Source organism: Pseudonocardia bannensis (assembly GCF_012911875.1).
GTDB classification, from domain to species: Bacteria; Actinomycetota; Actinomycetes; order Mycobacteriales; family Pseudonocardiaceae; genus Pseudonocardia; species Pseudonocardia bannensis.
Genome location: NZ_JAAXKZ010000024.1, coordinates 20,809 through 41,630 on the forward strand (window position 1 = coordinate 20,809; position 20,822 = coordinate 41,630).

Consider the following 20,822-nt stretch of genomic DNA (forward strand, 5'->3'; position numbering starts at 1 on the left):
CCGGATAGAGGAACGCGGATAGAGGAACGGAGGTGTGCCGTGGCGCTGGAGGCAGGCGTCCGGAGCGCGTTCGCCCGCGCGATCGGGGCCGAGAACGTGATCGACGATCCGGTGCGGTGCCGGTCCTACGAGTGCGACGGGCTCACCGGCTACCGGGTCGTCCCGGAGCTGGTACTGCTCCCCCGCGACGCCGAGGCGGTCGCGGCGGCGGTGCGGATGTGCGCGCAGCACAAGGTCCCGTTCGTCGCCCGTGGCGCGGGGACCGGGCTGTCCGGCGGCGCGCTGCCGGTGGCCGACGGCGTGGTGATCAGCCTGTCCCGGCTCAAGCGGGTGCTGGAGGTCGACCCGGTGAACCGGCGTGCGGTGCTGGAACCGGGCGTGACGAACCTGGAGATCACCGCCGCGGCGGCCCCGCACGGGCTGTACTACGCGCCCGACCCCTCCAGCCAGCAGGTCTGCACGATCGGCGGCAACGTCGCGGAGAACTCCGGCGGTGCGCACTGCCTCAAGTACGGCTTCACCACCAACCACGTGCTGTCGATGGAGGTCGTGCTGCCCGACGGTTCGGTGGTCACGCTGGGCGGCGACACCGCCGAGCAGGCCGGCCCGGACCTGCGCGGGGTGTTCCTCGGCTCCGAGGGGACCCTCGGCATCACCACCAAGATCACCGTGCGGCTGCTGCGCACCCCGGAGACGGTGCGCACGCTGCTCGCCGACTTCCCCTCCGTGAGCGCGGCGGGCGACGTCGTGAGCGACATCGTGGCCGCCGGCATCGTCCCGGCCGCGGTCGAGATGATGGACACCCTCGCGATCGAGGCCGCCGAGGAGGCCGTGCATGCGGGCTACACCGTCGGGGTGCCGGCCGCGCTGGTCGTCGAACTCGACGGCCCGGTCGAGGAGTGTGACGTCCAGTTCGAGCAGGTCAAGGCGATCTGCGACAAGCACGGCTGCACCCGGCTGCACATCGCCGGGGGCCCACAGGAGCGGGCGGCGATCTGGCGGGGCCGCAAGGCCGCGTTCGCGGCGGTCGGGCGGATCTCGCCGGACTACTTCGTCCAGGATGGCGTGGTCCCCCGCACCCGGCTGGCCGAGGTGCTCGACCGGATCGCACGCATGGGCCGCGACGCCGGGCTGCGGGTGGCCAACGTCTTCCACGCCGGTGACGGCAACCTGCACCCGCTGGTGCTCTACAGCGCCGCCGCCGGGGAGACCGAGCGCGCCGAGAAGCTGTCGGGCGAGATCGCCGAGCTGTGCGTGGAGCTGGGCGGCTCGCTGTCCGGGGAGCACGGGATCGGCACCGACAAGGCCTGCTCGATGCCCAAGATGTTCGGCGAGGACGATCTCGCGGTGATGCACCGCGTCCGCGGCGCATTCGACCCGGACGGCCTGTGCAACCCCGGCAAGGTGCTGCCCACGCCGCGGCTGTGCGGCGAGCGCCCGGGCAGGTACCGGCCCCACCCGCTGGAGGAGTCAGGAGTGATCGAGCGCCTGTGACCGCCGCCGACGACACCACCGCTCCCACCACCCTGCGCCCCACCGACCTGCGATCGGTCCGCGAGGCCGTGCTCGACTCGGCGGGCGGGCTCGCGATCGCCGGGGCCGGCACCGCCGCCGCCTGGGGCGGCGACCTCGATGCCGTCGACAGCGTCCTCGACATGACCGGCGTGACGGGGGTGATCGCGCACAACCCGGGTGACATGACCGTCTCGGTGCACGCCGGGACCCCGCTGCGCCGGCTGAACTCCGAGCTCGCACCGCACGGCCAGCAGGTGTCCCTCGACGCCGCGCGCATCGCCCGGGGCGCCACCGTCGGCGGGCTCGTCGCCACCGCCGACGCCGGACCGGCCGCGCTGGTCCACGGCTCGCTGCGTGACCTGGTCATCGGCACCACCGTGGTGCTGGCCGACGGCACGGTCGCCCGCAGCGGCGGGCACGTGATCAAGAACGTGGCCGGCTACGACCTGGCCAAGCTCGTCCACGGCTCCTACGGCACCCTCGGCGTCCTGGTCGAGGTCGTACTGCGGCTGCACCCGGTGCCCAAGCGCACCACGACCGTGGCGCTGGACTGTCCGCTCGCCGAAGCGTCCGGGCACGCCCGCCGCGTGCTCGACGGCCCCTACGAGCCGGTCGCACTGGAGTGGCGCTCGGACAGCGACGGCTCCGGGGACGGCCCCGCCGCCACCGAGGCCGGCCGGCTGCTCGTCCGCGTCGAGGGCACGGAGGACGCGTTGTCCGGGCGAGCTCGGCGGCTGCGCGCGGCGCTCGGCCCCGCCGCCACCGAGATCGCCGCCGACGCCGAGGCCGAGGAGTGGGCCGCGCACGCCGAGCGGGTCCGCGGCGGCCCCGGGCACGCGGTGCTCCGCCTCGGCGCCCTACCCTCGGCGCTGCCGGGTCTGCTGGCCGCGCTCCCGGGCGCCGCGACCCCGGACGCCGCCCTGACCATCGGTCTCGGCACCGGGGTGGCGACCGCCGCCCTCCCCGCGGACGCCGAGGCGATCGAGGCCGCCCACCGCGCGGTGCACGCCGCGGGCGGCACGTCCGCGCTGCGCGACCGTCCGACCGGTTTCGGTGGCCCCGCGTGGGGGCCGGCGCCGTCCGCCGTCGGCGTGCTGAAGGCCGTGAAGACCGCGCTCGACCCCGCCGGCCGGTTCGGGCCCGGCCGGTTCGCCCCCTGGTTCGAGCTCACGTCCCCTGGGAGGACCACGTGACCACCCCCGCCGGATCTCCCGAGACCAAGCTGCCGCAGAACGGGCCCAGCGCGTTCGACGCGCACCACCCGCCGCAGCGCGACCTGCTCGACGACTGCGTGCACTGCGGGTTCTGCCTGCCCACCTGCCCCACCTACCAGCTGTGGGGCGAGGAGATGGACTCCCCGCGCGGCCGGATCTACCTCATGGACCTGGCCGCGAAGGGCGAGATCAGCCTGGAGGGCCCCTTCACCGAGCACATCGACCGGTGTCTGGGCTGCATGGCGTGCGTGACGGCGTGCCCGTCGGGCGTCCAGTACGACAAGCTGCTCGAGTCGGTCCGCCCACAGATCGAGCGCAACGTGCCGCGGGAGAAGTCGGACAAGCTGTTCCGCGACGCGATCTTCGCGCTGTTCCCGTACAAGCGACGGCTGCGGGCCGCGGCCGTGCCCGGGGCGCTCTACCAGAAGGTGCGTGCCACCAGGCTCGGCCGGCGGGTGCTGCCGCGGATCCTGGACAAGCTCCCGGCCCGGCTGGCCGCGACCGAGTCGCTGCTCCCGCCGGTGCAGCTCAAGGAGGCGTTCGCCCGGCTGCCGGTGTACACCCCGGCCGTCGGCGAGCGCCGGGCGCGGGTCGCCCTGCTGTCGGGTTGCGTGCAGGACGTGTTCTTCCACCGGGTCAACGAGGCGACCGTGCGGGTGCTCGCCGCCGAGGGCTGCGACGTGGTCGTGCCCCGGGACCAGCAGTGTTGCGGGGCGCTGGAACTGCACGCCGGACGCGAGTCCGGCGCGCTGGCCCGGGCCAGGAGGACGATCGCACGCTTCGAGTCCCTGGACGTGGACACGATCGTCACCAACGTCGCCGGCTGCGGGTCGTCGATGAAGGACTACGCCCACCTGCTGGCCGACGACCCCGAGTGGGCCGAGCGGGCCGCGGCGTTCAGCGCCCGGGTGCGCGACGTGCACGAGGTGCTGGCCGATCTGGAGCCACGCGCGCCGCGGCACCCGATCCGCGGCCGGGTCGCCTACCACGACGCCTGCCACCTCGGACACGCGCAGAAGGTGCGGGCGCAGCCGCGCGCCGTGCTGCGCAGCATCCCCGACCTGGAGCTCCTCGACCTGCCCGAGGCCGAGCTGTGCTGCGGCTCGGCCGGCATCTACAACATGGTGGCGCCGGAGGCCGCCGCCGACCTGGGCGCCCGCAAGGCGGCCAACGTGCGGTCGGTGGATCCCGACATCATCGTCACGGCCAATCCGGGGTGCCTGCTGCAGATCGGTAAGCACCTCACCGGATCTGAAACCGATCCCGAGCGCGCTCCGGTCCCACTGCTGCACCCGGTGCAACTGCTCGACGCGTCGATCCGCGGGACGGTCGTACCGCGTACCTGATCGTGACCGGACCGTGCCGGGTTCACGGCTACCGCCCCCGGCATGGACTGGACCGAGCAGCTCGTCCGGCAGCTCGACCGGCACCGGGGTGCTCACCTGCAGCCCCAGGCTCGACGGGCTGACCGACGACGAGTACTTCTGGGAGCCGACGCCGGGCGCGTGGAACGTCCCCCGGGGGACGTCGGCGGCGCCGGTGCAGCGGGAGGCCATCCACCCCGGGGTCGAGGTACTACTGCTCCGCGATCTCCACCGCAGTCGGACACCGGGACGCGGACCGGGACGAAACCGTTCGATCATGACCCGAATGGCGCAGCTCGGCCTGCCGGTGGGCAATCGCGGGCGCAGACTCCGCGGTCATGAGGACCTGGACACCGACGTCCCTGGCGTCCGAGCAGTCCGGCGCGTTGCTCGCCGTCTACCAGCAGGATCCGGAGTTCCTGGGCGGCTCGCCGGGCCTGTCCGCGTTGGTGTCGGTGGTCCCGCTGGCGGTGGTGCTCGTGCTGCTCGGGGTGCTGCGGGTACGGGCGCAGTGGGCCGCGCTGGCCGGGCTCGCGGCGGCCCTCGGGGTGGCGATCGCCGGATTCGGGATGCCGGTCGGCATGTCGCTGTCCGCCGCGGCACACGGGGCGTTCTTCGGGCTCGTCCCGATCATGTGGATCGTGGTCAACGCCCTCTGGGTGTTCAACATGACCGTGGCGACGGGACACTTCGACGTGCTGCGGCGCAACTTCGGCACGCTCTCGGTCGACCGGCGGACCCAGGCGATCCTGGTGGCGTTCTGCTTCGGCGGCCTGCTCGAGGCGCTGGCCGGGTTCGGGGCCCCGGTCGCCATCACCTCGGTGATGCTGATGGCGCTGGGCTTCAAACCGATCAAGGCGGCGGTGCTGGCGCTGGTCGCCAACACCGCGCCGGTCGCGTTCGGCGCGATGGGCGTCCCGGTGATCACCCTGGCCCGGGTGACCGGGCTGCCGCTGGACCAGGTCGCGTCGATGGTCGGCCGGCAGACGCCGTTCCTCGCGCTGTTCGTTCCTCTCGTGCTCGTGTTCATCGTCGACGGGCGACGCGGCCTGCGGGAGGCGTGGGTGCCGGCGCTGGCGTGCGGCGTGGTGTTCGCCTTCGCCCAGTTCGTGACCTCGAACTTCGTCTCCGTCGAGCTGACCGACATCGTCGCCTCGCTGCTCGGCGCGATCACCGTCGTCGCGCTGGCCCGGGTGCGGCCGAACGCGGTGTGGGCGGCCCGCGAACCCGCGGTGGCGGCGGGGAGCGGCCCGGGGACCGCAGCCGCTCCTGATTCCCGCGCCGACGTGCGCCGGGCCTACGCCCCGTACGCGATCATCGTCGCGGTCTTCGCACTGGCCCAGCTGCCGGGCGTCAAGTCGGCACTCGACTCGTTGAAGCTCGCGTTCACCTGGCCGGGGCTGGACGTCGTCGACCGGACCGGCAAGCCGCACAGCACGACCCAGTACTCGCTGACCTGGCTCTCCACCGCCGGCACCCTGATGCTGATCGCCGGCGTGATCGTCGCGCTGGTGCTGGGCGTCGGCCTCGCCAGGTCGGTGCGGACCTACCGCCGCACCCTCGTCGAGCTGCGCTGGGCGATCCTCACCGTGGCCGCGGTGCTCGCCCTGGCCTACGTCATGAACGCGTCCGCCCAGACCACCGCGATCGGCCTGTTCGTGGCCGGGGCCGGTGGGGCGCTCGCGTTCCTGTCCCCGGTGCTGGGCTGGTTCGCCGTCGCCGTGACCGGTTCGGACACCTCCGCCAACGCACTGTTCGGGGCGCTGCAGGTGACGGCCGCCCAGGGCGCGGGCCTGCCGCCCGAGCTGCTGGCCGGGGCCAACTCCTCCGGCGGTGTGCTGGGCAAGATGCTGTCGCCGCAGAACCTGACCATCGCCGCCGCGGCGGTGAAGCTCGACGGGCAGGAGGGCGTGCTGCTGCGCAAGGTGATCGGCTGGAGTCTCGGGATGCTGGTGGTGCTCTCCACGATCATCGCGCTGCAGGCCACCCCGGTACTGGGCTGGATGCTGCCCTGACGGTGACCGGATGAACGACCGGATCGACGGGCTCGACGAGCGCCTGCGACGCATCGGACAGCACCCGTTCCGGGCCGGGTTCCGGCTCCGCGGCCGGGACCGGGCCGTCGTGGACCTTCGCGGGATCGGCACCGTCCGCCGGCACGCCGACGACCTGATCGGCAAGCGGCTCGCCCCGGCCCGGCCCCACAACGACGGCCGCCAGACCCCGTATCGCGGGCATCCCGTCTTCGTGGCCCAGCACGCCACCGCGACCTGCTGCCGCACCTGCCTGGAGCGCTGGCACGCCATCCCGGCCGGCCACGAGCTCGACGACGCGGAGCGCCACTACGTGGTCGAGGCGATCTGCCGCTGGCTCGTGGGCCAGTACGCTCCGGACGAGCCACCCCCGTGACCGGCTACCGGGCGAAGTGGTCCCATCCCGCGGGCTCCGCGTAGGGCCGGCCGTCGACCAGCACCCCGGGGCCGTCACCGGCTTCGCAGACGCGCCCGATCGCCGTCCAGCCCGGGGGCAGGGTCGCGTCCGGCGGGAACGTCGCGGCCAGGGCGTGGTCCTCGCCACCGGTGAGCATCCAGTGCAGCGGGTCGGCACCGAGCGCGGACGCCACCTCGGCCAGGCGCGCGGGCACCTGCAGGGTCGGGCTGCGGACGTCCACGAGCACGCCGGAGGCCTGCGCGAGGTGGCCCAGATCGGCCAGCAACCCGTCGGAGACGTCGATCATCGCGGTGGCACCGGCGATCGCGGCCTGGGGGCCGGCGGCGTAGGGCGGCTCGGGCACCCGGTGGGCGCCCACCACCGCCACCGGCGAGCGGAACCCCCGGCTCAGTACCGCGAGGCCCGCGGCCGCCCAGCCCACCCGGCCGCACAGCGCCACCACGTCGCCCGGGCGGGCGCCGGACCGGGTCACCGGCTCGCGGCCCTCCAGGTCGCCGAGCGCGGTCACCGAGACCACGAGGGTCGCCGACGACGCCACATCGCCCCCGACCAGGCCGACGCCGACCGCGGTCGCCTCGGCCCACAGCCCGTCGGCGAGCCCCTCCAACGTCTCCACCGGCGTCGACGCCGGGCACGCGAGGCCCACCAGCAGCGCCGTCGGCACCGCGCCCATCGCGGCCACGTCGGCCAGGTTCGCCGCCGCGGCCTTGCGGCCGACCTGTTCCGGGGTCGACCAGTCGAGCCGGAAGTGCACCGCCTCCACGAGCACGTCGGTGCAGGCCACCACCCGGCCGTCGGGCGCGGCGACCACCGCGGCGTCGTCCCCGGGACCCAGCAGGGTCCCCGCGGGCTGGCGCCGGTTCGCGGTCACACGAGCGATGAGCCCGAACTCACCCACCTCATCCAGTGTGTTCATTCCCTCGCTCGACCCGGTTGAGGCGCTCGACGATGGGGGCAACGCGGCTACCTCCGGTACGTTCGGTTTCCGACTTTCCTACCCGACACGACTCGACACACACGAAGCGACATGGAAGGGGCACGCCGTGGTGCAGGCTTACATCCTGGTCCAGACGGAGGTCGGCAAGGCGGCCGCCGTGGCATCCGAGATCGCCGCCATCCCGGGAGTGACGTCGGCCGAGGACGTGACCGGCCCGTACGACGTCATCGTCCGCGCCGAGGCCGACGACGTCGACAAGCTCGGACAACTCGTCGTCGCCCAGGTGCAGGGCGTCAACGGCATCACCCGCACGCTGACCTGCCCGGTCGTCAAGCTGGGCTGACGTGGTGACCGGCACGGAGACCGGACGGGAGCGTCTGCGCCCCGCAGTGATCGTCGCGATCACGTTGCCGGTGCTGCTGGCGGTCATCGTGGCCGCGATCGGGATCACGGTGCGGATCCGCGGGATCGACGGCGGCCCGGACGCCACGGCGGCCGCGCCGGCCGAGACCGGGCCGCTGGCGGTGGCCCCGGTCGACGCGCCGGGGGCGGGCGGCGGCGAGTGCGCCGCCCTGCTGGCGGCCCTCCCGGTCGGGCTCCCCGGCGACGACGGCGTGCTGCCGTCGCGGCCGCTCGCCGAGCCGGCGCCGGGGGTGCTGGCATGGGCGGCGTCCCCGCGGCCGGTCGTCCTGCGCTGTGGACTGCCGCGCCCTGTCGAGCTGAACCCGGCCTCGGCCCTGCTGGAGATCAACGGGGTGCGGTGGCTGCGGCTCACCGACACCGCACCGGACTCGGTCCTCGCGACCTACGTCGCGGTCGACCGGCCCGTCTACGTCGTGCTCACCGCCCCGTCGACCGTCGGTAGCGGCCCGCTGCAGGCGGTCTCCGATGTGATCCGCTCGACCCTGCCGGCCACCGAGGTCGCCGTCCGCTGACCCGCGGGCCCCGGCCGCGTCGTCAGCGGAGTCCGGTTCCCCGCGCGACGGCCGTCTCCACCAGCGTGGCCAGCAGCGTCGGGTAGTCGACCCCGGTCACCGCCCACATCCGCGGGTACATCGAGATCGGGGTGAACCCGGGCATCGTGTTGACCTCGTTGACGGTCAGCTCGCCGTCCGGCCCGACGAAGAAGTCCACCCGGGCCAGGCCCTGGCAGTCCAGCGCCCGGAACGCGGCGACGGCGAGCTCCCGCAGCCGCTCGGTGACGGCGTCGTCGAGCTTGGCCGGGATGTCGAACTCGCAGACGTCGTCGAGGTACTTGGACTCGAAGTCGTAGAACTCCGGGGAGGTGCCGCCCGGTCCGGGGCCGACCAGCCGGATCTCGGCCGGCACGCTGGCCCGCACCGAGCCGTCGGGGAACTCCAGCACCCCGCACTCCACCTCACGGCCCACGACGGCCGCCTCGACCAGAACCTTCGGGTCGTGCTCGCGGGCGGTGGCGATCGCGGAGTCCAGGTCGGCCCAGTCGGTGACCTTGGTGATCCCGACCGACGACCCGGCACGCGCGGGCTTGACGAAGACGGGCAGCCCGAGGCGGTCGCGCTCGGCGCCGGTCAGCGTCGCGGTGCCGCGGCGGAGCACGACGAGGTCGCCGGCGGGCAGCCCGTCGGCGGCCAGCAGCTTCTTGGTGAACTCCTTGTCCATCCCCGCGGCGCTGGCGAGCACCCCGGCACCGACGTAAGGCACCCCCGCCATCTCCAGGAGTCCCTGCAGCGTGCCGTCCTCACCGAACGGGCCGTGCAGCACCGGGAAGACGACGTCGACCCCGGAGAACACCTGGCCCGCCCGGTCGGACTCCAGGAGCACGAGACCGCCGCGGGTCGGGTCGCCGGGCAGTGCCAGTGCGGTACCGCCCGCGTCGACGGACGGCAGCGCCCGCTCGGTGATCTGCAGCCCCGCCGGGTCGTCGGTGCCCAGCACCCAGGCGCCCTCGGGGGTGATGCCGACCGGCACGATCTCGAAGCGCTCACGGTCCAGGTAGGACAGCACGCTCCCGGCCGACACGCACGAGATGGCGTGCTCGCTGCTGCGGCCGCCGAACACCACGGCCACCCGCAGGCGGCGCCGGCTCGGATCTGCGTGCGCGGTCATGGCCGCCGAGGGTAGCCGCGGCCCGCCCGCGCGTCGTGGGCGGCGTGACGACTCGGGGCATCCGCCCCGTTCAGGCCCCGAAGCGCTGCTCCAGTTCACCGATCTCGGGTAGCCCGATGAGGTCGGTGAACTCGCCGAACGTCGGCAGCCCGGGCAGGGCCGCTGTCGGCGTGCCGTCGGCACGGAGGGTCTCCAGCAGCGCCCGGATGCCGGCGGTCGCCGCCAGCAGGGTGCCGATCGGGAAGAGCACCAGGGAGAACCCGAGTTCGGCGATCCGTTCCAGGGACAGCGCCGGGGTCCGGCCGCCCTCGGCCCAGTTGAACACCAACGGTGCCACCCCGCGCAGCTCCTTCGCGACCCGCGCGATGTCGTCCTCGCTGGTGGGCGCCTCGACGAAGAGCACGTCCGCGCCCGCCTCGGCATAGGCCCGGGCGCGGGCGATCGCCGCGTCCAGCCCCTCGACGGCCGCTGCGTCGGTGCGGGCGATGAGCAGGAAGTCCGGGTCGCGCCGAGCGGCGACGGCGGCGCGGATCTTGCCGGCCATCTCCTCGGCCGGGATCACCGCCTTGCCGCTCATGTGTCCGCACTTCTTCGGCATCGCCTGGTCCTCGAGGTGGACGCCCGCCACCCCGGCCTGCTCGTACGCGGCCACGGTGCGCAGCACGTTGATCGCGTTGCCGTAACCGGTGTCGGCGTCGGCGATGACGGGCGTGTCGACGGCGGCGACGATCCGGCGGGCGTTGTCGACCATCTCGGAACCGGTGAGCAGCCCGACGTCGGGCCGGCCGATCAGCGACGCCGTCGTCCCGAAACCGGTCATGTAGACGACGTCGAACCCGGCCTGCTCGATCAGCCGCGCGGACAGTGCGTCGTACGCGCCGGGGGCCACCAGCGGCCGGCCGCTCGCCGCGGCGGTCAGCAGCTCGCGCAGCCGGGCCCGGGGGGGTGTCGGCGCGCTCAGCAGATCGGCCACGAAGATCCCTCATTTCCTCGTTGCATACAGATACAAGAAAACTACGACTCGTTCGTGGACATCGGAAGCACTCCCCCCTACATTGCACACAATTCGAGGCCGAGTGAAAGAGGTCACGCGTGACGCGGGCATCGGAACGGGCGCTCGAGGCGGTGCGGGAGATGATCCTGCGCGGGGATGTCGCGCCCGGGCTGCGCCTCGGCGAGGTCGAGCTGGCCGAACGCCTGGGCGTCAGCCGGACCCCGGTGCGCGAGGCCCTGACCCGGCTCGCCGCCGAGGGTCTCGTCGAGATCAGCCCGAACCGCGGGGCGCGGGTCACCAGCTGGTCGATCGCCGAGCTGGAGGGCGTGTTCGACCTGCGGGCGGCGTTGGAGCCGCGGGCCACCGCGCGGGCGGTGTCCCGGGCGGACGCCGCGGATCTCGCCGCGCTCGACGCCCTGGCCACCGAGATGCTCGCCGTCGGCTCCCCCGGCCCCGGCCAGGACCTCGACGCGCTGGTCCCGCTCAACCGCGAGTTCCACGGCCGGCTCGTCACGCTCGCCGACCACCCCGCCCTCGCCGCCGCGCTGGCCGGGGCCATCCACGCGCCGATCGTGCTGCGCAACTTCCACGCCTACGGCGACGCGTCGCTGCTCCGCAGCCTCTCCCACCACGCCGAGATCGTCGCCGCGGCGCGCGCCGGGGATCCGGAGTGGGCACGGGCCGTGATGACCGCACACATCCACAACGCCCGGGCCGTGATGGTCCGCGCCGCCGCTGATGCGCAGAACGAGAAGGAGACAGGCTCATGACCTACCGGCTCGGTGTCGACGTCGGCGGTACCTTCACCGACGTGCTGCTGGTCGAGGAGGCCAGCGGCGCGACATGGCGGGCGAAGACCGCCTCCACCCCGGCCGACCAGGCGGTCGGGGTGCTCAACGGCGTCGGCAAGGTGTGCGCCGAAGCCGGCATCGAGCTCAGCGACGTCGCCCAGGTTCTGCACGGCACCACGGTTGCGACCAACGCGATCCTCGAGGGCAAGGGCGCGGTCGTCGGGCTCGTCACCACCAGGGGCTTCCGGCAGGTGCTCCAGATCGCCCGCTCCTACGTCCCCGGTGGGCTCGCAGGCTGGATCATCTGGCCCAAGCCGGAGCCGCTGGCGGCGCTGGAGAACACCGTCGAGGTCGACGAGCGGATCGGCAGCGACGGTTCGGTCGTCCGCGAGCTCGACGAGGACGACGTCCGCACCCAGCTCCGCAAGCTCGCCGGTCGTGGCATCCAGGCCCTCGCCGTCGCACTGATCAACTCCTTCGCCGACCCCACGCACGAGAAGCGGATCGCCGTGATCGCCGCCGAGGAGTTGCCCGGCGTGCCGGTGTCGCTGTCCTCCGATGTGCTCCCCGAGCTGCGCGAGTACGAGCGCACCGTGACCACGGTGGCCAACGGGTACGTCCAGCCGCAGGTCAAGCGCTACCTCGAGACGTTGTCGGGCCGGCTCGGCGCGGGCGGGGTGGCCGGCGAGCTGGCGATCCTGCGCAGCGACGGCGGACTCTCCGCCGCCGCTGCCGCGGTGTCGGCCCCGGTGACGATGCTGCTGTCGGGGCCGGCGGGCGGCGTGACCGGCGCGGTGTGGGTCGCGGAGCAGTGCGGTTACTCCGATCTGATCACCTTCGACATGGGCGGCACGTCGACCGACGTCGCACTCGTCCAGGGCCTCACCCCGCGGATCGGCCGGGAGACCAAGGTCGGCGACCTCACCGTCCGGGCCTCGAGCGTGGACGTCCGCACGGTCGGAGCGGGTGGCGGCTCGATCGCGCACGTACCCGAGCTGACCAGGGCGCTGCGCGTCGGCCCGCAGTCCGCGGGCGCCGACCCGGGCCCCGCGGCCTACGGCAAGGGCGGCACCGAACCGACCGTGACCGACGCGAACGTCGTGCTCGGCTACCTGCCCCCCACGCTGGCCGGCGGCGAGATCACACTCGACGTCGAGGCCGCCCGGACCGCCGTGTCGAAGGTGTCCGAGGCGATGGGGCTGCCCTCGCCCGAGGCCGCCGCGGCCGGGATCGTCGACATCGTCAACGAGAACATGCTCGGCGGGCTGCGGCTGGTCAGCGTGCAGCAGGGCTTCGACCCGCGCGAGTTCGCCCTCGTCGCGTTCGGCGGCGCCGGTCCCCTGCACGCCAACGCACTGGGGAGGCTGACCGGGGCCTGGCCGGTGATCGTCCCGCCGTCCCCGGGGGTGCTCTGCGCACTCGGCGACGCCACGACGTCGCTGCGCGACGAGACCGCACGGACCGTGTTGCGCCGGTTCGCCGACCTGTCGGGGGCGGAGCTCGGCACGATCCTCACCGAACTCGCCGACGAGGCGGGTGAGCGGCTGGCCGCCCAGGGCGTGGCCCGCGCCGACCAGACGGTCGGGTTCCAGGTCGACGTCCGCTACCACGGGCAGGGCTTCGAGATCGCCGTCGACGTCGACCCGAGCTGGCTGGAGGACCGGGGCAAGGCGCTGGAGCGGCTCGCGGGCGGCTTCGACGCCGAGCACGAGCGGCTGTTCTCGTTCCTGCTCGACGTGGACCACGAACTGGTCAACGCCCGCGCCACGGTGTCCGGGCCGCGGCCCGAGGTCGCGGCGGTGACGCTGCCCGAGGGCGACGGGGACCCGGCCGCGGCGCTGGTCGACACCCATCCGATCCACGTCTCGGGTGCGAGCGTGCCGGCCGGCATCTACGACCGCGCCAAGCTGCGCGCGGGCGACGTGGTCACCGGACCCGCAATCGTCACCGAGATGGACTCGACCACTCTCGTGCTGCCCGGCCACGCCGCCACCGTGCACCCGTCCGGCAGCCTGTTGATCAACCCCGTGCAGGAGGGCTGACGCGACATGGCACGCATCATCGAGACCGCGACCGGGCCGATCGAGAAGGTCGAGAGCGGTGCGGTCGACCCCGTCACGCTGGACCTCATCGAGAACGGGCTGCGCAATGCCCGCTACGAGATGGACGAGGTGCTGTTCCGCACCGCCCTGTCCCCCGGCATCCGCGAGCAGCACGACGAGTTCCCGCTGATCGGCGACCCGAGCGGGAAGATGGTCGTCGGCCAGTTCGGGCTGTCCATCCCGGACTTCCTGGAGGGCTTCGACGACACCGTCGAGGAGGGCGACGTCCTGCTGACCTCCGACCCGTACGCCTGTGGGGCGGCGATCAGCCACGCCAACGACTGGCTGATCGTGCTGCCGATCTTCCACGAGGGCCGGGTGGTCGGCTGGGCGTCGATGTTCGGGCACATGTCCGACGTCGGCGGCAAGACGCCCTGCTCGATGCCCACGGACGCGCGGACGATCTACGAGGAGGGCGTGGTCATCCCGCCCTTCAAGCTGTACTCACGCGGGACGCTCAACGGGGACGCACTCAAGATCATCCTGAACCAGGTCCGCATGCCGGACTGGAACCGTGCCGACCTCAACGGTCTCGTCGCCGCCTGCCGCACCGCGGGCCGCCGCGTGGTCGAGATGTGCGAGCGGTTCGGCACCGCGACGTACCTGTCCGCGCTCGACGCCCTGCTCCAGCGCAACTACGACGCCATGAAGATCCTGCTGGCCGCGGTGTTCGAGGAGGGCAGGACGCTGCGCTTCACCGACTACATCTGCGACGACGGCGTCGGCAACGGGCCGTACGAGCTGACGCTCTCGCTCACCCGGCACGGGGACAAGGTGCACCTGGACTTCACCGGGTCCTCGCCGCAGGCCGCCGGGCCGATCAACTACTACATCAACGAGAACCTCACCCGGATGTTCTTCGGGATCTACATGATCACGGTGGCCGACCCGCAGATCCTGTGGAACGACGGCTTCTATCCGCTGGTCGACGTGACGATCCCGGACGGGTCCTACTGGAAGCCCAAGCACCCGGCGTCGCTCAACGGCCGCAACCACGGCATCGGGCGGGTGTTCGACCTGTTCGGCGGGCTGCTCGGGCAGACCAACCCGGCGCTGCTCAACGCGGCCGGCTTCTCGTCCAGCCCGCACTTCATGTACTCCGGCCACTACTCCTCCGGGGAGCGGAAGGGGGAGTGGTTCCAGCTCTACTCGATCGGCTTCGGCGGCATCCCCGGGCGCCCACTCGGTGACGGCCCGGACGGCCACTCGCTCTGGCCGAGCTTCGTCAACATCCCGTGCGAGTACCTCGAGTCGTACTACCCGTTGCGCATCGACAAGTGGGAGACCGTGGCCGACACCGGCGGAGCCGGCCTGCACCGCGGCGGCAACGGCGTCGACGTCGCCTACGCCTTCGAGGAGCCGGGCACGATCGCCATCCACGACGACCGCTGGCTGACCTACCCCTGGGGAGTCAACGGCGGCGCACCGGGCGCCCGCGGCACCAAGTGGATCGAGCGCGCCGACGGCAGCCGCCAGGTGCTGCCCTCCAAGTGCCACGACGTGCCGGTCTCGCCGGGTGACGTGCTGCACTTCGTCACCTGGGGCGGCGGCGGCTGGGGCGACCCGCTGGAGCGCGATCCCGCGCTCGTCGGGCTCGAGGTGGCCCGTGGACTGGTCACCGTCGAGGGCGCCCGGCGCTACGGCGTCGTGTGTGCCGCCGACGGCACCGTCGACGACGCCGCGACCGCGACGTTGCGCGCCGAGATGCGGGCGTCGCGGCCGGCGGAGCTGCCGACCTTCGACATGGGCCCGCCCATCGAGGTGCTCCTGGAGCGCTGCGAGGCCGAGACCGGGCTGCCGGCGCCGAAGCGCCCGGTGTGGACGGCGCAGTCGTCGTGACCGGCCCGCACGGCACCGCGTTCTCCGGGCGGGTCGGCTGGGGGTCACGACCGGCCCTGCTGGTGATCGACATGGTGCGCGCCTACACCGCGCCGGGCGGGCCGTTCGAGCTGCCCGAACCGGGCCCGGCGCTCGCGGCGTGCGCCGAACTGGTGGACACCGCCCGTGCCGGTGGCCACCCGGTCCTCTGGACGGTCGTGCGGTACGCGTCCGGCCTGGCCGACGGTGGGCTGTTCGTCCGGAAGGTGCCCGCGCTGGCGGCGTTCGCCGAGGACGCCGACGGCGGCTGGGGGGAGATCGCGCGGCCGCTGAAGCCCCAGTCCGGGGAACCGATGGTGGTCAAGCAGTACGCGTCGGCGTTCTTCGCGACCTCGCTCGCCTCCACCCTGGCCGCGGCCGGGGTGGACACCGTCGTCGCGTGCGGCGTGTCCACCTCCGGCTGCGTCCGGGCATCGGCCACCGACGCGCTGCAGCACGGGTTCCGCCCGCAGGTGGTCCACCAGGCGTGCGCGGACCGGACACCGGAGCTCCACGCGGCGAACCTCGCGGACCTGGACGCGAAGTACGCCGACGTGGTCGATCTCGACGATGCGCTGGCCCGGCTCCGGGGGGACTGACGTACGGAGTTGTCCACAGGTTCGTCATGCCACCGCACCCGGAACCGCAGCTCCTGACCGGTCTGGCTCAGGTTCTGGCCGGGCTGCGCGACGAGCTGATCGCGTCGCCGGACCCGGGATCGGCCCTGTTCACCCTGGAACGGCTGGGCCACGACGTACCGCGGCCTGCCGACCTCGCGTGGGCCGAGGCGCTCGGGACGGCCTGCGGCCGGGCTGAGGTGCCGCTGCCCGGGGTCTTCCTGAGCACCGGCAGCGGCGTGCAACGACTTCGGTGAGAGCGCGGTCAGTCGCCGGCCTGTACCGCACCGCCGTCGAAGGGCTCGACGGTGAAGAGCACGTGCCCGCCGGACCCACCGGGCGTCCGGTCCGCGGCTGCCTTCAGCACACCGGCGGTATCCGTCGCATCGAGTTCGGCGAGCAGTCTGGCGAGCGCGAGGGGGGCACCGCTGGGCTGGGCGGGGGTCTGTACGACCGTGCGATGCAGGGACGTGATCTCCCAGCCCCCCGGGCCGCCGCTACCGGCCGGCAGCGCGACCACGATGTCGAGCAGCCAGTGGGAGGGCTTCCCGGCCAGTTCCGGGGTCGGGTGCGAGTCGATGCCGACGATCTGGTCGGCGCGGAGCAGACCGTCGTGCTGGGTCTGGATCCACAGGTGGGTCAGAACCATGCCGTCCTCCTGGGCCTCGAACGATGCCAGCTACCGAACCGAGTCTCACGTCTCGGAGCAAGAGCAGGCCGGTCCCACCGCCCGCCACCGCGCTACAGCATCGACCGCACCGCCACCGCCATCTCCCGGGGCGCCTCCAGCGGCACGAAGTGCCCGACGTCGTCGAGGACGGTCATCGTGTGCCCGGGCAGGGTCTCGTCGAGACCCTCGGCGAAGGGCAGGGGGAAGATCGGATCGGCCGCCCCCCACAGGACCGCCGCCGGTACCGCGACCCCGGGCTGCGGTGGCGCGGACCGGGCCGCCATCGCGGCGAAGACGGTCGAGGAGCCCGAGCGGTACCAGTTGAGGCTGGCCGAGAACGCCCCCGGTTCTGCGTAGGTGCGGACCAGCGCGGCCATGTGATCAGGGCCGAAGGACGCGTGACGGTGGCCCCAGTGGTCGTAGAAGTACCGCAGGTAGGCCTCGATCGCGGCCGGCTCGCCGTCGATCAGCTCGTCGGCCAGGCTGAGCCGGTGGAAGTCCTGATACCAGAACTCGCCCCGGTGGTCCGGCGACAGGGCGAGCCGCCCGGCGCCGGGATGCATCGGGTTGCCGAGCACCAGGCCCGTGACGCGCTCCGGCACGTCGCGGGCGACCTGGATCGCGACCGCCGACCCGATGTCATAGCCGACCAGCACCGCCGCGGCGATGCCCAGGTCGTCGAGCACGCCCCGCACCACGGCGGCCTGAGCGTCGCGCCCGTACTCCCGGACGTGCAGGTTCGGGCGGTCCGACGCCCCGAAACCGCGCAGGTCGATCGCGATGACGTCGGCGTCCTCCTCCAGCAGCGGCCGCAGCCGCCTGTAGTCGAACCAGAACCCCGGCCACCCGTGCAGGCAGACGACCGGCGGGCCCGAGCCACCGCGCGTGTAGTGCACCCGATGGCCCTGCCGGTCGAGCAGGAATCCGTGTCCCCAGGCTTCGTGCTCCGGCTCGCCCGCGAGCCAGGACGTCACTCCATCTCCTCCAACTGCTTGCCCTTCGTCTCCGGCACCGGGCGGAGGACGAAGACGAACGACAGCACGGCGAACGTGGTGTAAGGACCGTAGGCCAGACCGAGGCCGCCGGCGGCCGGCGGCGGGAACGTCGTCGAGACGAGGAACGCGGTCGCGGCCAGGAGCACCGCGCGTCCGGTGTCGTACCCCTCGGCCTGCTGCGTGCTCGCCCGTGCGATCTGCGTACGCGACCGGGGCGGGCCGATCCCGCCGGATCGGGGTAGGCCCGGCCGGGTCAGGGCGAACCCGGCTGCCCCGCTCTGACCAGCACCGCCCGGGCCATTCGCACATGCACGTCGTCGATCATCTCGCCATCCAGCAGGCCCACCCCGCCGGTCGCCGCCGCGAGCACCGCGCGGGCGTGCGCGACCTCCTCGGCGGACGGGGTGAACACCCGGTGCGCGAGGGCGACCTGCTTCGGGTGCAGGCACAGCTTGCCGGGGTAGCCCAGCGCTCGCGCCCGCTCGGCGTCGGCGAGGAACGCGTCGTCATCGTGCACGGCGACGACCACCTGGTCGAGCGCGATCACCCCGGCCAGCCGGGCGGCCAGCGCGACCTGGCTGCGGGCGTACAGCACTTCGGCGCCCTCGGCCGTGCGCCGACCGCCGAGGTCGGCGATGTAGTCCTCGGCACCGAAGTACGCCGCGACGACACCCATCGCCGCACCCGCCGCGAGCAGCTCGCGACTGTCGGCGACGCCCAGCGCGGTCTCCAGGCCCGCGACCACGACCGCGTCCGGGCGGCCGTGATCGGCGAACAGCGCCCGCAGCTCCGCGAGCTGGCCGGACCGCTCCAGCTTGGGCAGCACCACCCCGTCGGCCCGGGTGCCCGCGACAGCGGCGACGTCGTCGGCGAACCAGGGACTGTCGGGCACGTTGACCCGGACCAGAACCAGCGTCGAGGCAGGCACCTCGAGCCCTGCGAGCGCCTCGACCACGGTGCGCCGCGCGGAGCCCTTGTCCCCCGCGGCCACCGCGTCCTCGAGGTCGAGCACCACGCCGTCCGGCCCGGGCCGGCCGACCTTCGCGATCATGTCCGCCCGGCCGCCGGGGACGAAGAGCAGGCTGCGCAGCGCTCCGATCTCAGTCACCCGCGGACCCCTGCGGGCGGCACCGCATGAACGCCGCGCGGGTGGCCCGGCAGACCACTTCGCCGTGCTGGTTGATGCCCTCGTGCCGGAAGGTGACCACCCCGGCGTCCGGCCGCGACGACGACCGCCGGGCGTCGGTGACCTCGGTGACCACGTGGATCGTGTCCCCGGCGAACACCGGCTTGGGGAACGCGATCTCGGAGAACCCGAGGTTGGCGATGGTGGTGCCGAGCGTGAGCTCCGGGACGGCCAGACCCACCACCAGCGCGACCGTGAACATCGAGTTGACCAGCGGCCTGCCGAACTCGGTGCCGGCCGCGAACTCCGCGTCGAGGTGCAACGGCTGCGGGTTCATCGTCATCGTGGTGAACAGGACGTTGTCGGTCTCGGTGACGGTGCGGGTGATCGCGTGCTCGATCACCGTCCCGACGGGCAGTTCCTCGAACCAACGGCCCATCGATCGGTCCGGGCGTGCGCTCACGACCACCTCCAGCCTGCGTGACGACGCCGAGTGCGCCGTGAGCGCATCCTGCCCGAGCCGCCGGAGATGATCGAGAGGTCAGCCGACCCAGACCGCCGGCCGGCGGTCCGCCCAGCCGATCGCCCGCTCGAGATCGCCGGCCAGCGCGAGGAGTACCGACTCGCGCCCCAGCCCCGTTCCGAACTGCACGCCGATCGGCCAGCCCTCGGCCGACCACCCCAGGGGCAGCGAGACCGCCGGCATCCCGGTCACGTTGGCGACCCCGGTGAACCCGGCGAAGGAGAAGATGCGCTCGTACCAGCCACGCGCGTCCAGCGTCGGGTCGTTCGCGTTCAGGTACCCGAGCGGCGTGTTCGGGGCGCACGCGGTCGGCGTGAGCAGCACGTCGTGCTCGGTGAAGAACGCGGCGACCGCGCGGGTGGTCGCGTTGAACACCCGGTCGGTGGCGTAGAGGTCGGACGCGCGCAGCGTCCGGCCGTGCTCGGCGCAGGCCAGCGTCGTCGCCTCGAGGGTGTCCGGTCCGGGTGTGGCGCCCAGCGCCGCGGCGAGCGTGTCCACCGCGTCGGCGAGGAAGCTGCACCAGGCCACCAGGTTCGCGGCGTCGAACTGCTCGGCGTCGACGGCGGGCGCGGCCTCGACCACCAGGTGGCCCATCGACTCCAGCTGGTCGGCGACGCGGCGCACGGCGTCGACGCACTGCTGATCGGTGGACCCGGGCCCCGAGGACGGGGTGGTGCTGACGGCGACGCGCAACCGCGGGCTACCGGCGCGCACCTCCTCGGCGTAGGGGCGCACCGGGGCGGGCAGCAGGTAGCGGTCGCCCGGCTCGGCGCCGTGCACGGCGTCCAGCAACGCCGCGCAGTCACGCACCGTGCGGGTCAGCACGAACTCGATACCGAGGCCCAGCAGCGGATCGGCATAGTCCGGGCCGACCGTGGTCCGGCCACGCGTCGGCTTCAGCCCGACGAGCCCGCAGGCCCCGGCCGGGATGCGGATCGAGCCGCCGCCGTCGCTGGCCGACGCCACCGGCAGCGCCCCGGCCGCCACGAGCGCGGCCGAGCCGCCGCTGGACCCGCCAGGACTGCGTTCGGTGTCCCACGGGTTGCGCGTCGACCCGTTCGCCACCGGCTCGGTGTTCGCGTTGAACCCCATCTCCGGGGTCGCGGTGACGCCCATCGTGGCCAGGCCCGCCGCGCGGAAGCGCGCCATCAGGTAGGTGTCCTCGGGCATCACGATCCCCTCGCCGAGCAGCCGGGTACCGGCCCGCTGCGGGACACCGGCCGCATGGATGATCAGGTCCTTGATCGCGAAGGGCACGCCGCCGAACGGACCGTCCGCGTTGTGTGCCAGCGGCTCGGTGAACCGCTTGTCCACCAGCGCGTTGAGTTTCGGCTGCACCGCGTCGAGCGCGGCGGCCGCGGCGGCCTGCACCTCCCCGGCCGAGACCGCACCGTTCCGGATGAGCTCCGCCAGGCCCGTGGCGTCGTGCGCGGCGTACTCGTCGACCCGCATGGTTCCTCCTCGCGCTCCGACCGGGCGGCCAGGGCGCGGCGACGATAGGCGGCACCCCGCGCGCCGACATCGGCCGATCAACCGATGTGCATCCGGACGGCCCCTTGTGCGCATCCGCACGACCCG

21 protein-coding genes are annotated in these 20,822 nt (G+C 73.4%); 12 read left to right on the plus strand and 9 right to left on the minus strand.

Annotated elements, in window-relative coordinates; translation table 11 throughout:
• The first annotated feature begins 39 nt into the window (after window positions 1–39).
• The 5 genes from HF519_RS09285 (at window position 40) to HF519_RS09305 (ending at window position 6,502) form a co-directional block, all read left to right on the plus strand.
• The gene (locus tag HF519_RS09285) at window positions 40–1,494 is read left to right on the plus strand and encodes an FAD-linked oxidase C-terminal domain-containing protein (protein WP_169412195.1); all 1,455 of its coding nucleotides are present in this window, start codon (window positions 40–42) and stop codon (window positions 1,492–1,494) included.
• Window positions 1,491–2,708, plus strand: coding sequence for an FAD-binding oxidoreductase (locus HF519_RS09290; protein ID WP_169412197.1), 1,218 nt, complete (start codon window positions 1,491–1,493; stop codon window positions 2,706–2,708). The genes HF519_RS09285 and HF519_RS09290 overlap by 4 nt, the downstream gene beginning before the upstream one ends.
• Complete coding sequence (locus tag HF519_RS09295; protein ID WP_169412199.1) at window positions 2,705–4,075, plus strand: (Fe-S)-binding protein; 1,371 nt, start codon at window positions 2,705–2,707, stop codon at window positions 4,073–4,075. The genes HF519_RS09290 and HF519_RS09295 overlap by 4 nt, the downstream gene beginning before the upstream one ends.
• 356 nt (window positions 4,076–4,431) lie before the next feature.
• The gene (locus HF519_RS09300) at window positions 4,432–6,108 is read left to right on the plus strand and encodes an L-lactate permease (protein WP_169412201.1); all 1,677 of its coding nucleotides are present in this window, start codon (window positions 4,432–4,434) and stop codon (window positions 6,106–6,108) included.
• A gap of 10 nt (window positions 6,109–6,118) precedes the next feature.
• A complete protein-coding gene (locus HF519_RS09305) occupies window positions 6,119–6,502 on the plus strand; it encodes a DUF4186 domain-containing protein (RefSeq protein ID WP_169412202.1) in 384 nt (127 codons plus the stop codon).
• 4 nt (window positions 6,503–6,506) lie between these two features.
• Here the strand turns inward: HF519_RS09305 and HF519_RS09310 are convergent, their stop codons facing one another.
• Window positions 6,507–7,460, minus strand: a complete 954-nt coding sequence (locus HF519_RS09310; RefSeq protein WP_169412204.1) for a thiamine-phosphate kinase — start codon at window positions 7,458–7,460, stop codon at window positions 6,507–6,509.
• Window positions 7,461–7,587: 127 nt separating this feature from the next.
• Here HF519_RS09310 and HF519_RS31140 point away from each other — a divergent pair, with 127 nt between their 5' ends.
• Complete coding sequence (locus HF519_RS31140; protein WP_169412206.1) at window positions 7,588–7,824, plus strand: Lrp/AsnC ligand binding domain-containing protein; 237 nt, start codon at window positions 7,588–7,590, stop codon at window positions 7,822–7,824.
• 4 nt (window positions 7,825–7,828) lie between these two features.
• Complete coding sequence (locus tag HF519_RS09320; RefSeq protein WP_312860006.1) at window positions 7,829–8,416, plus strand: DUF3515 domain-containing protein; 588 nt, start codon at window positions 7,829–7,831, stop codon at window positions 8,414–8,416.
• A gap of 22 nt (window positions 8,417–8,438) precedes the next feature.
• Here the strand turns inward: HF519_RS09320 and HF519_RS09325 are convergent, their stop codons facing one another.
• Window positions 8,439–9,569: a D-alanine--D-alanine ligase family protein gene (locus HF519_RS09325; protein WP_169412208.1), complete on the minus strand. Its 1,131-nt coding sequence runs from the start codon at window positions 9,567–9,569 to the stop codon at window positions 8,439–8,441.
• Between the two features lie 70 nt (window positions 9,570–9,639).
• Window positions 9,640–10,542 carry an isocitrate lyase/PEP mutase family protein gene (locus HF519_RS09330; protein WP_169412210.1) on the minus strand — a complete coding sequence of 301 codons (903 nt, stop codon included), beginning with the start codon at window positions 10,540–10,542 and terminating at the stop codon, window positions 9,640–9,642.
• 119 nt (window positions 10,543–10,661) lie between these two features.
• Here HF519_RS09330 and HF519_RS32765 point away from each other — a divergent pair, with 119 nt between their 5' ends.
• Genes HF519_RS32765 through HF519_RS09355 form a run of 5 tightly spaced genes read left to right on the plus strand, consistent with a single transcriptional unit; the run spans window position 10,662 to window position 16,187 of the window.
• Window positions 10,662–11,333, plus strand: a complete 672-nt coding sequence (locus HF519_RS32765; protein ID WP_169412212.1) for a GntR family transcriptional regulator — start codon at window positions 10,662–10,664, stop codon at window positions 11,331–11,333.
• Window positions 11,330–13,396 carry a hydantoinase/oxoprolinase family protein gene (locus HF519_RS09340; protein WP_169412214.1) on the plus strand — a complete coding sequence of 689 codons (2,067 nt, stop codon included), beginning with the start codon at window positions 11,330–11,332 and terminating at the stop codon, window positions 13,394–13,396. The genes HF519_RS32765 and HF519_RS09340 overlap by 4 nt, the downstream gene beginning before the upstream one ends.
• Before the next feature lie 6 nt (window positions 13,397–13,402).
• A complete protein-coding gene (locus tag HF519_RS09345) occupies window positions 13,403–15,295 on the plus strand; it encodes a hydantoinase B/oxoprolinase family protein (protein ID WP_169412216.1) in 1,893 nt (630 codons plus the stop codon).
• Entirely contained in the window at window positions 15,292–15,912 is a 621-nt protein-coding gene (locus tag HF519_RS09350) for an isochorismatase family protein (protein WP_169412248.1), read from the plus strand. Before HF519_RS09345 ends, HF519_RS09350 begins: the two co-directional genes overlap by 4 nt.
• A 26-nt stretch (window positions 15,913–15,938) precedes the next feature.
• Window positions 15,939–16,187 carry a hypothetical protein gene (locus HF519_RS09355; RefSeq protein ID WP_169412218.1) on the plus strand — a complete coding sequence of 83 codons (249 nt, stop codon included), beginning with the start codon at window positions 15,939–15,941 and terminating at the stop codon, window positions 16,185–16,187.
• An 8-nt stretch (window positions 16,188–16,195) separates the two neighbouring features.
• Here HF519_RS09355 and HF519_RS09360 read toward each other — a convergent pair whose 3' ends face one another.
• The 6 genes from HF519_RS09360 to HF519_RS09385 all read right to left on the minus strand — a co-directional run bounded on the left by HF519_RS09360 (window position 16,196) and on the right by HF519_RS09385 (window position 20,696).
• Window positions 16,196–16,579, minus strand: coding sequence for a hypothetical protein (locus tag HF519_RS09360; RefSeq protein ID WP_211169767.1), 384 nt, complete (start codon window positions 16,577–16,579; stop codon window positions 16,196–16,198).
• A gap of 92 nt (window positions 16,580–16,671) precedes the next feature.
• Window positions 16,672–17,574 carry an alpha/beta fold hydrolase gene (locus tag HF519_RS09365; RefSeq protein ID WP_312860007.1) on the minus strand — a complete coding sequence of 301 codons (903 nt, stop codon included), beginning with the start codon at window positions 17,572–17,574 and terminating at the stop codon, window positions 16,672–16,674.
• On the minus strand, window positions 17,571–17,741 hold the full coding sequence (locus tag HF519_RS09370) for an MFS transporter (RefSeq protein ID WP_169412220.1): 171 nt from the start codon (window positions 17,739–17,741) through the stop codon (window positions 17,571–17,573). Before HF519_RS09370 ends, HF519_RS09365 begins: the two co-directional genes overlap by 4 nt.
• 107 nt (window positions 17,742–17,848) lie before the next feature.
• On the minus strand, window positions 17,849–18,703 hold the full coding sequence (locus HF519_RS09375; protein WP_312860008.1) for an HpcH/HpaI aldolase/citrate lyase family protein: 855 nt from the start codon (window positions 18,701–18,703) through the stop codon (window positions 17,849–17,851).
• Window positions 18,696–19,184 (minus strand): MaoC family dehydratase, encoded by a 489-nt coding sequence (locus tag HF519_RS09380; protein ID WP_312860009.1) that lies wholly within the window; start codon window positions 19,182–19,184, stop codon window positions 18,696–18,698. Before HF519_RS09380 ends, HF519_RS09375 begins: the two co-directional genes overlap by 8 nt.
• Before the next feature lie 78 nt (window positions 19,185–19,262).
• Complete coding sequence (locus HF519_RS09385) at window positions 19,263–20,696, minus strand: amidase (RefSeq protein ID WP_169412222.1); 1,434 nt, start codon at window positions 20,694–20,696, stop codon at window positions 19,263–19,265.
• Between the last annotated feature and the right edge of the window lie 126 nt (window positions 20,697–20,822).

What these genes read in the sequence shown, in the direction of transcription:
- HF519_RS09300 (WP_169412201.1), top strand. Translation starts at nt 4,432, where the DNA reads ATGAGGACCTGGACACCGACGTCCCTGGCGTCCGAGCAGTCCGGCGCG.
- HF519_RS09305 (WP_169412202.1), top strand. Translation starts at nt 6,119, where the DNA reads ATGAACGACCGGATCGACGGGCTCGACGAGCGCCTGCGACGCATCGGA.
- HF519_RS09310 (WP_169412204.1), bottom strand. Translation starts at nt 7,460, where the DNA reads ATGAACACACTGGATGAGGTGGGTGAGTTCGGGCTCATCGCTCGTGTG.
- HF519_RS09325 (WP_169412208.1), bottom strand. Translation starts at nt 9,569, where the DNA reads ATGACCGCGCACGCAGATCCGAGCCGGCGCCGCCTGCGGGTGGCCGTG.
- HF519_RS09340 (WP_169412214.1), top strand. Translation starts at nt 11,330, where the DNA reads ATGACCTACCGGCTCGGTGTCGACGTCGGCGGTACCTTCACCGACGTG.
- HF519_RS09345 (WP_169412216.1), top strand. Translation starts at nt 13,403, where the DNA reads ATGGCACGCATCATCGAGACCGCGACCGGGCCGATCGAGAAGGTCGAG.
- HF519_RS09355 (WP_169412218.1), top strand. Translation starts at nt 15,939, where the DNA reads ATGCCACCGCACCCGGAACCGCAGCTCCTGACCGGTCTGGCTCAGGTT.
- HF519_RS09360 (WP_211169767.1), bottom strand. Translation starts at nt 16,579, where the DNA reads ATGGTTCTGACCCACCTGTGGATCCAGACCCAGCACGACGGTCTGCTC.
- HF519_RS09385 (WP_169412222.1), bottom strand. Translation starts at nt 20,696, where the DNA reads ATGCGGGTCGACGAGTACGCCGCGCACGACGCCACGGGCCTGGCGGAG.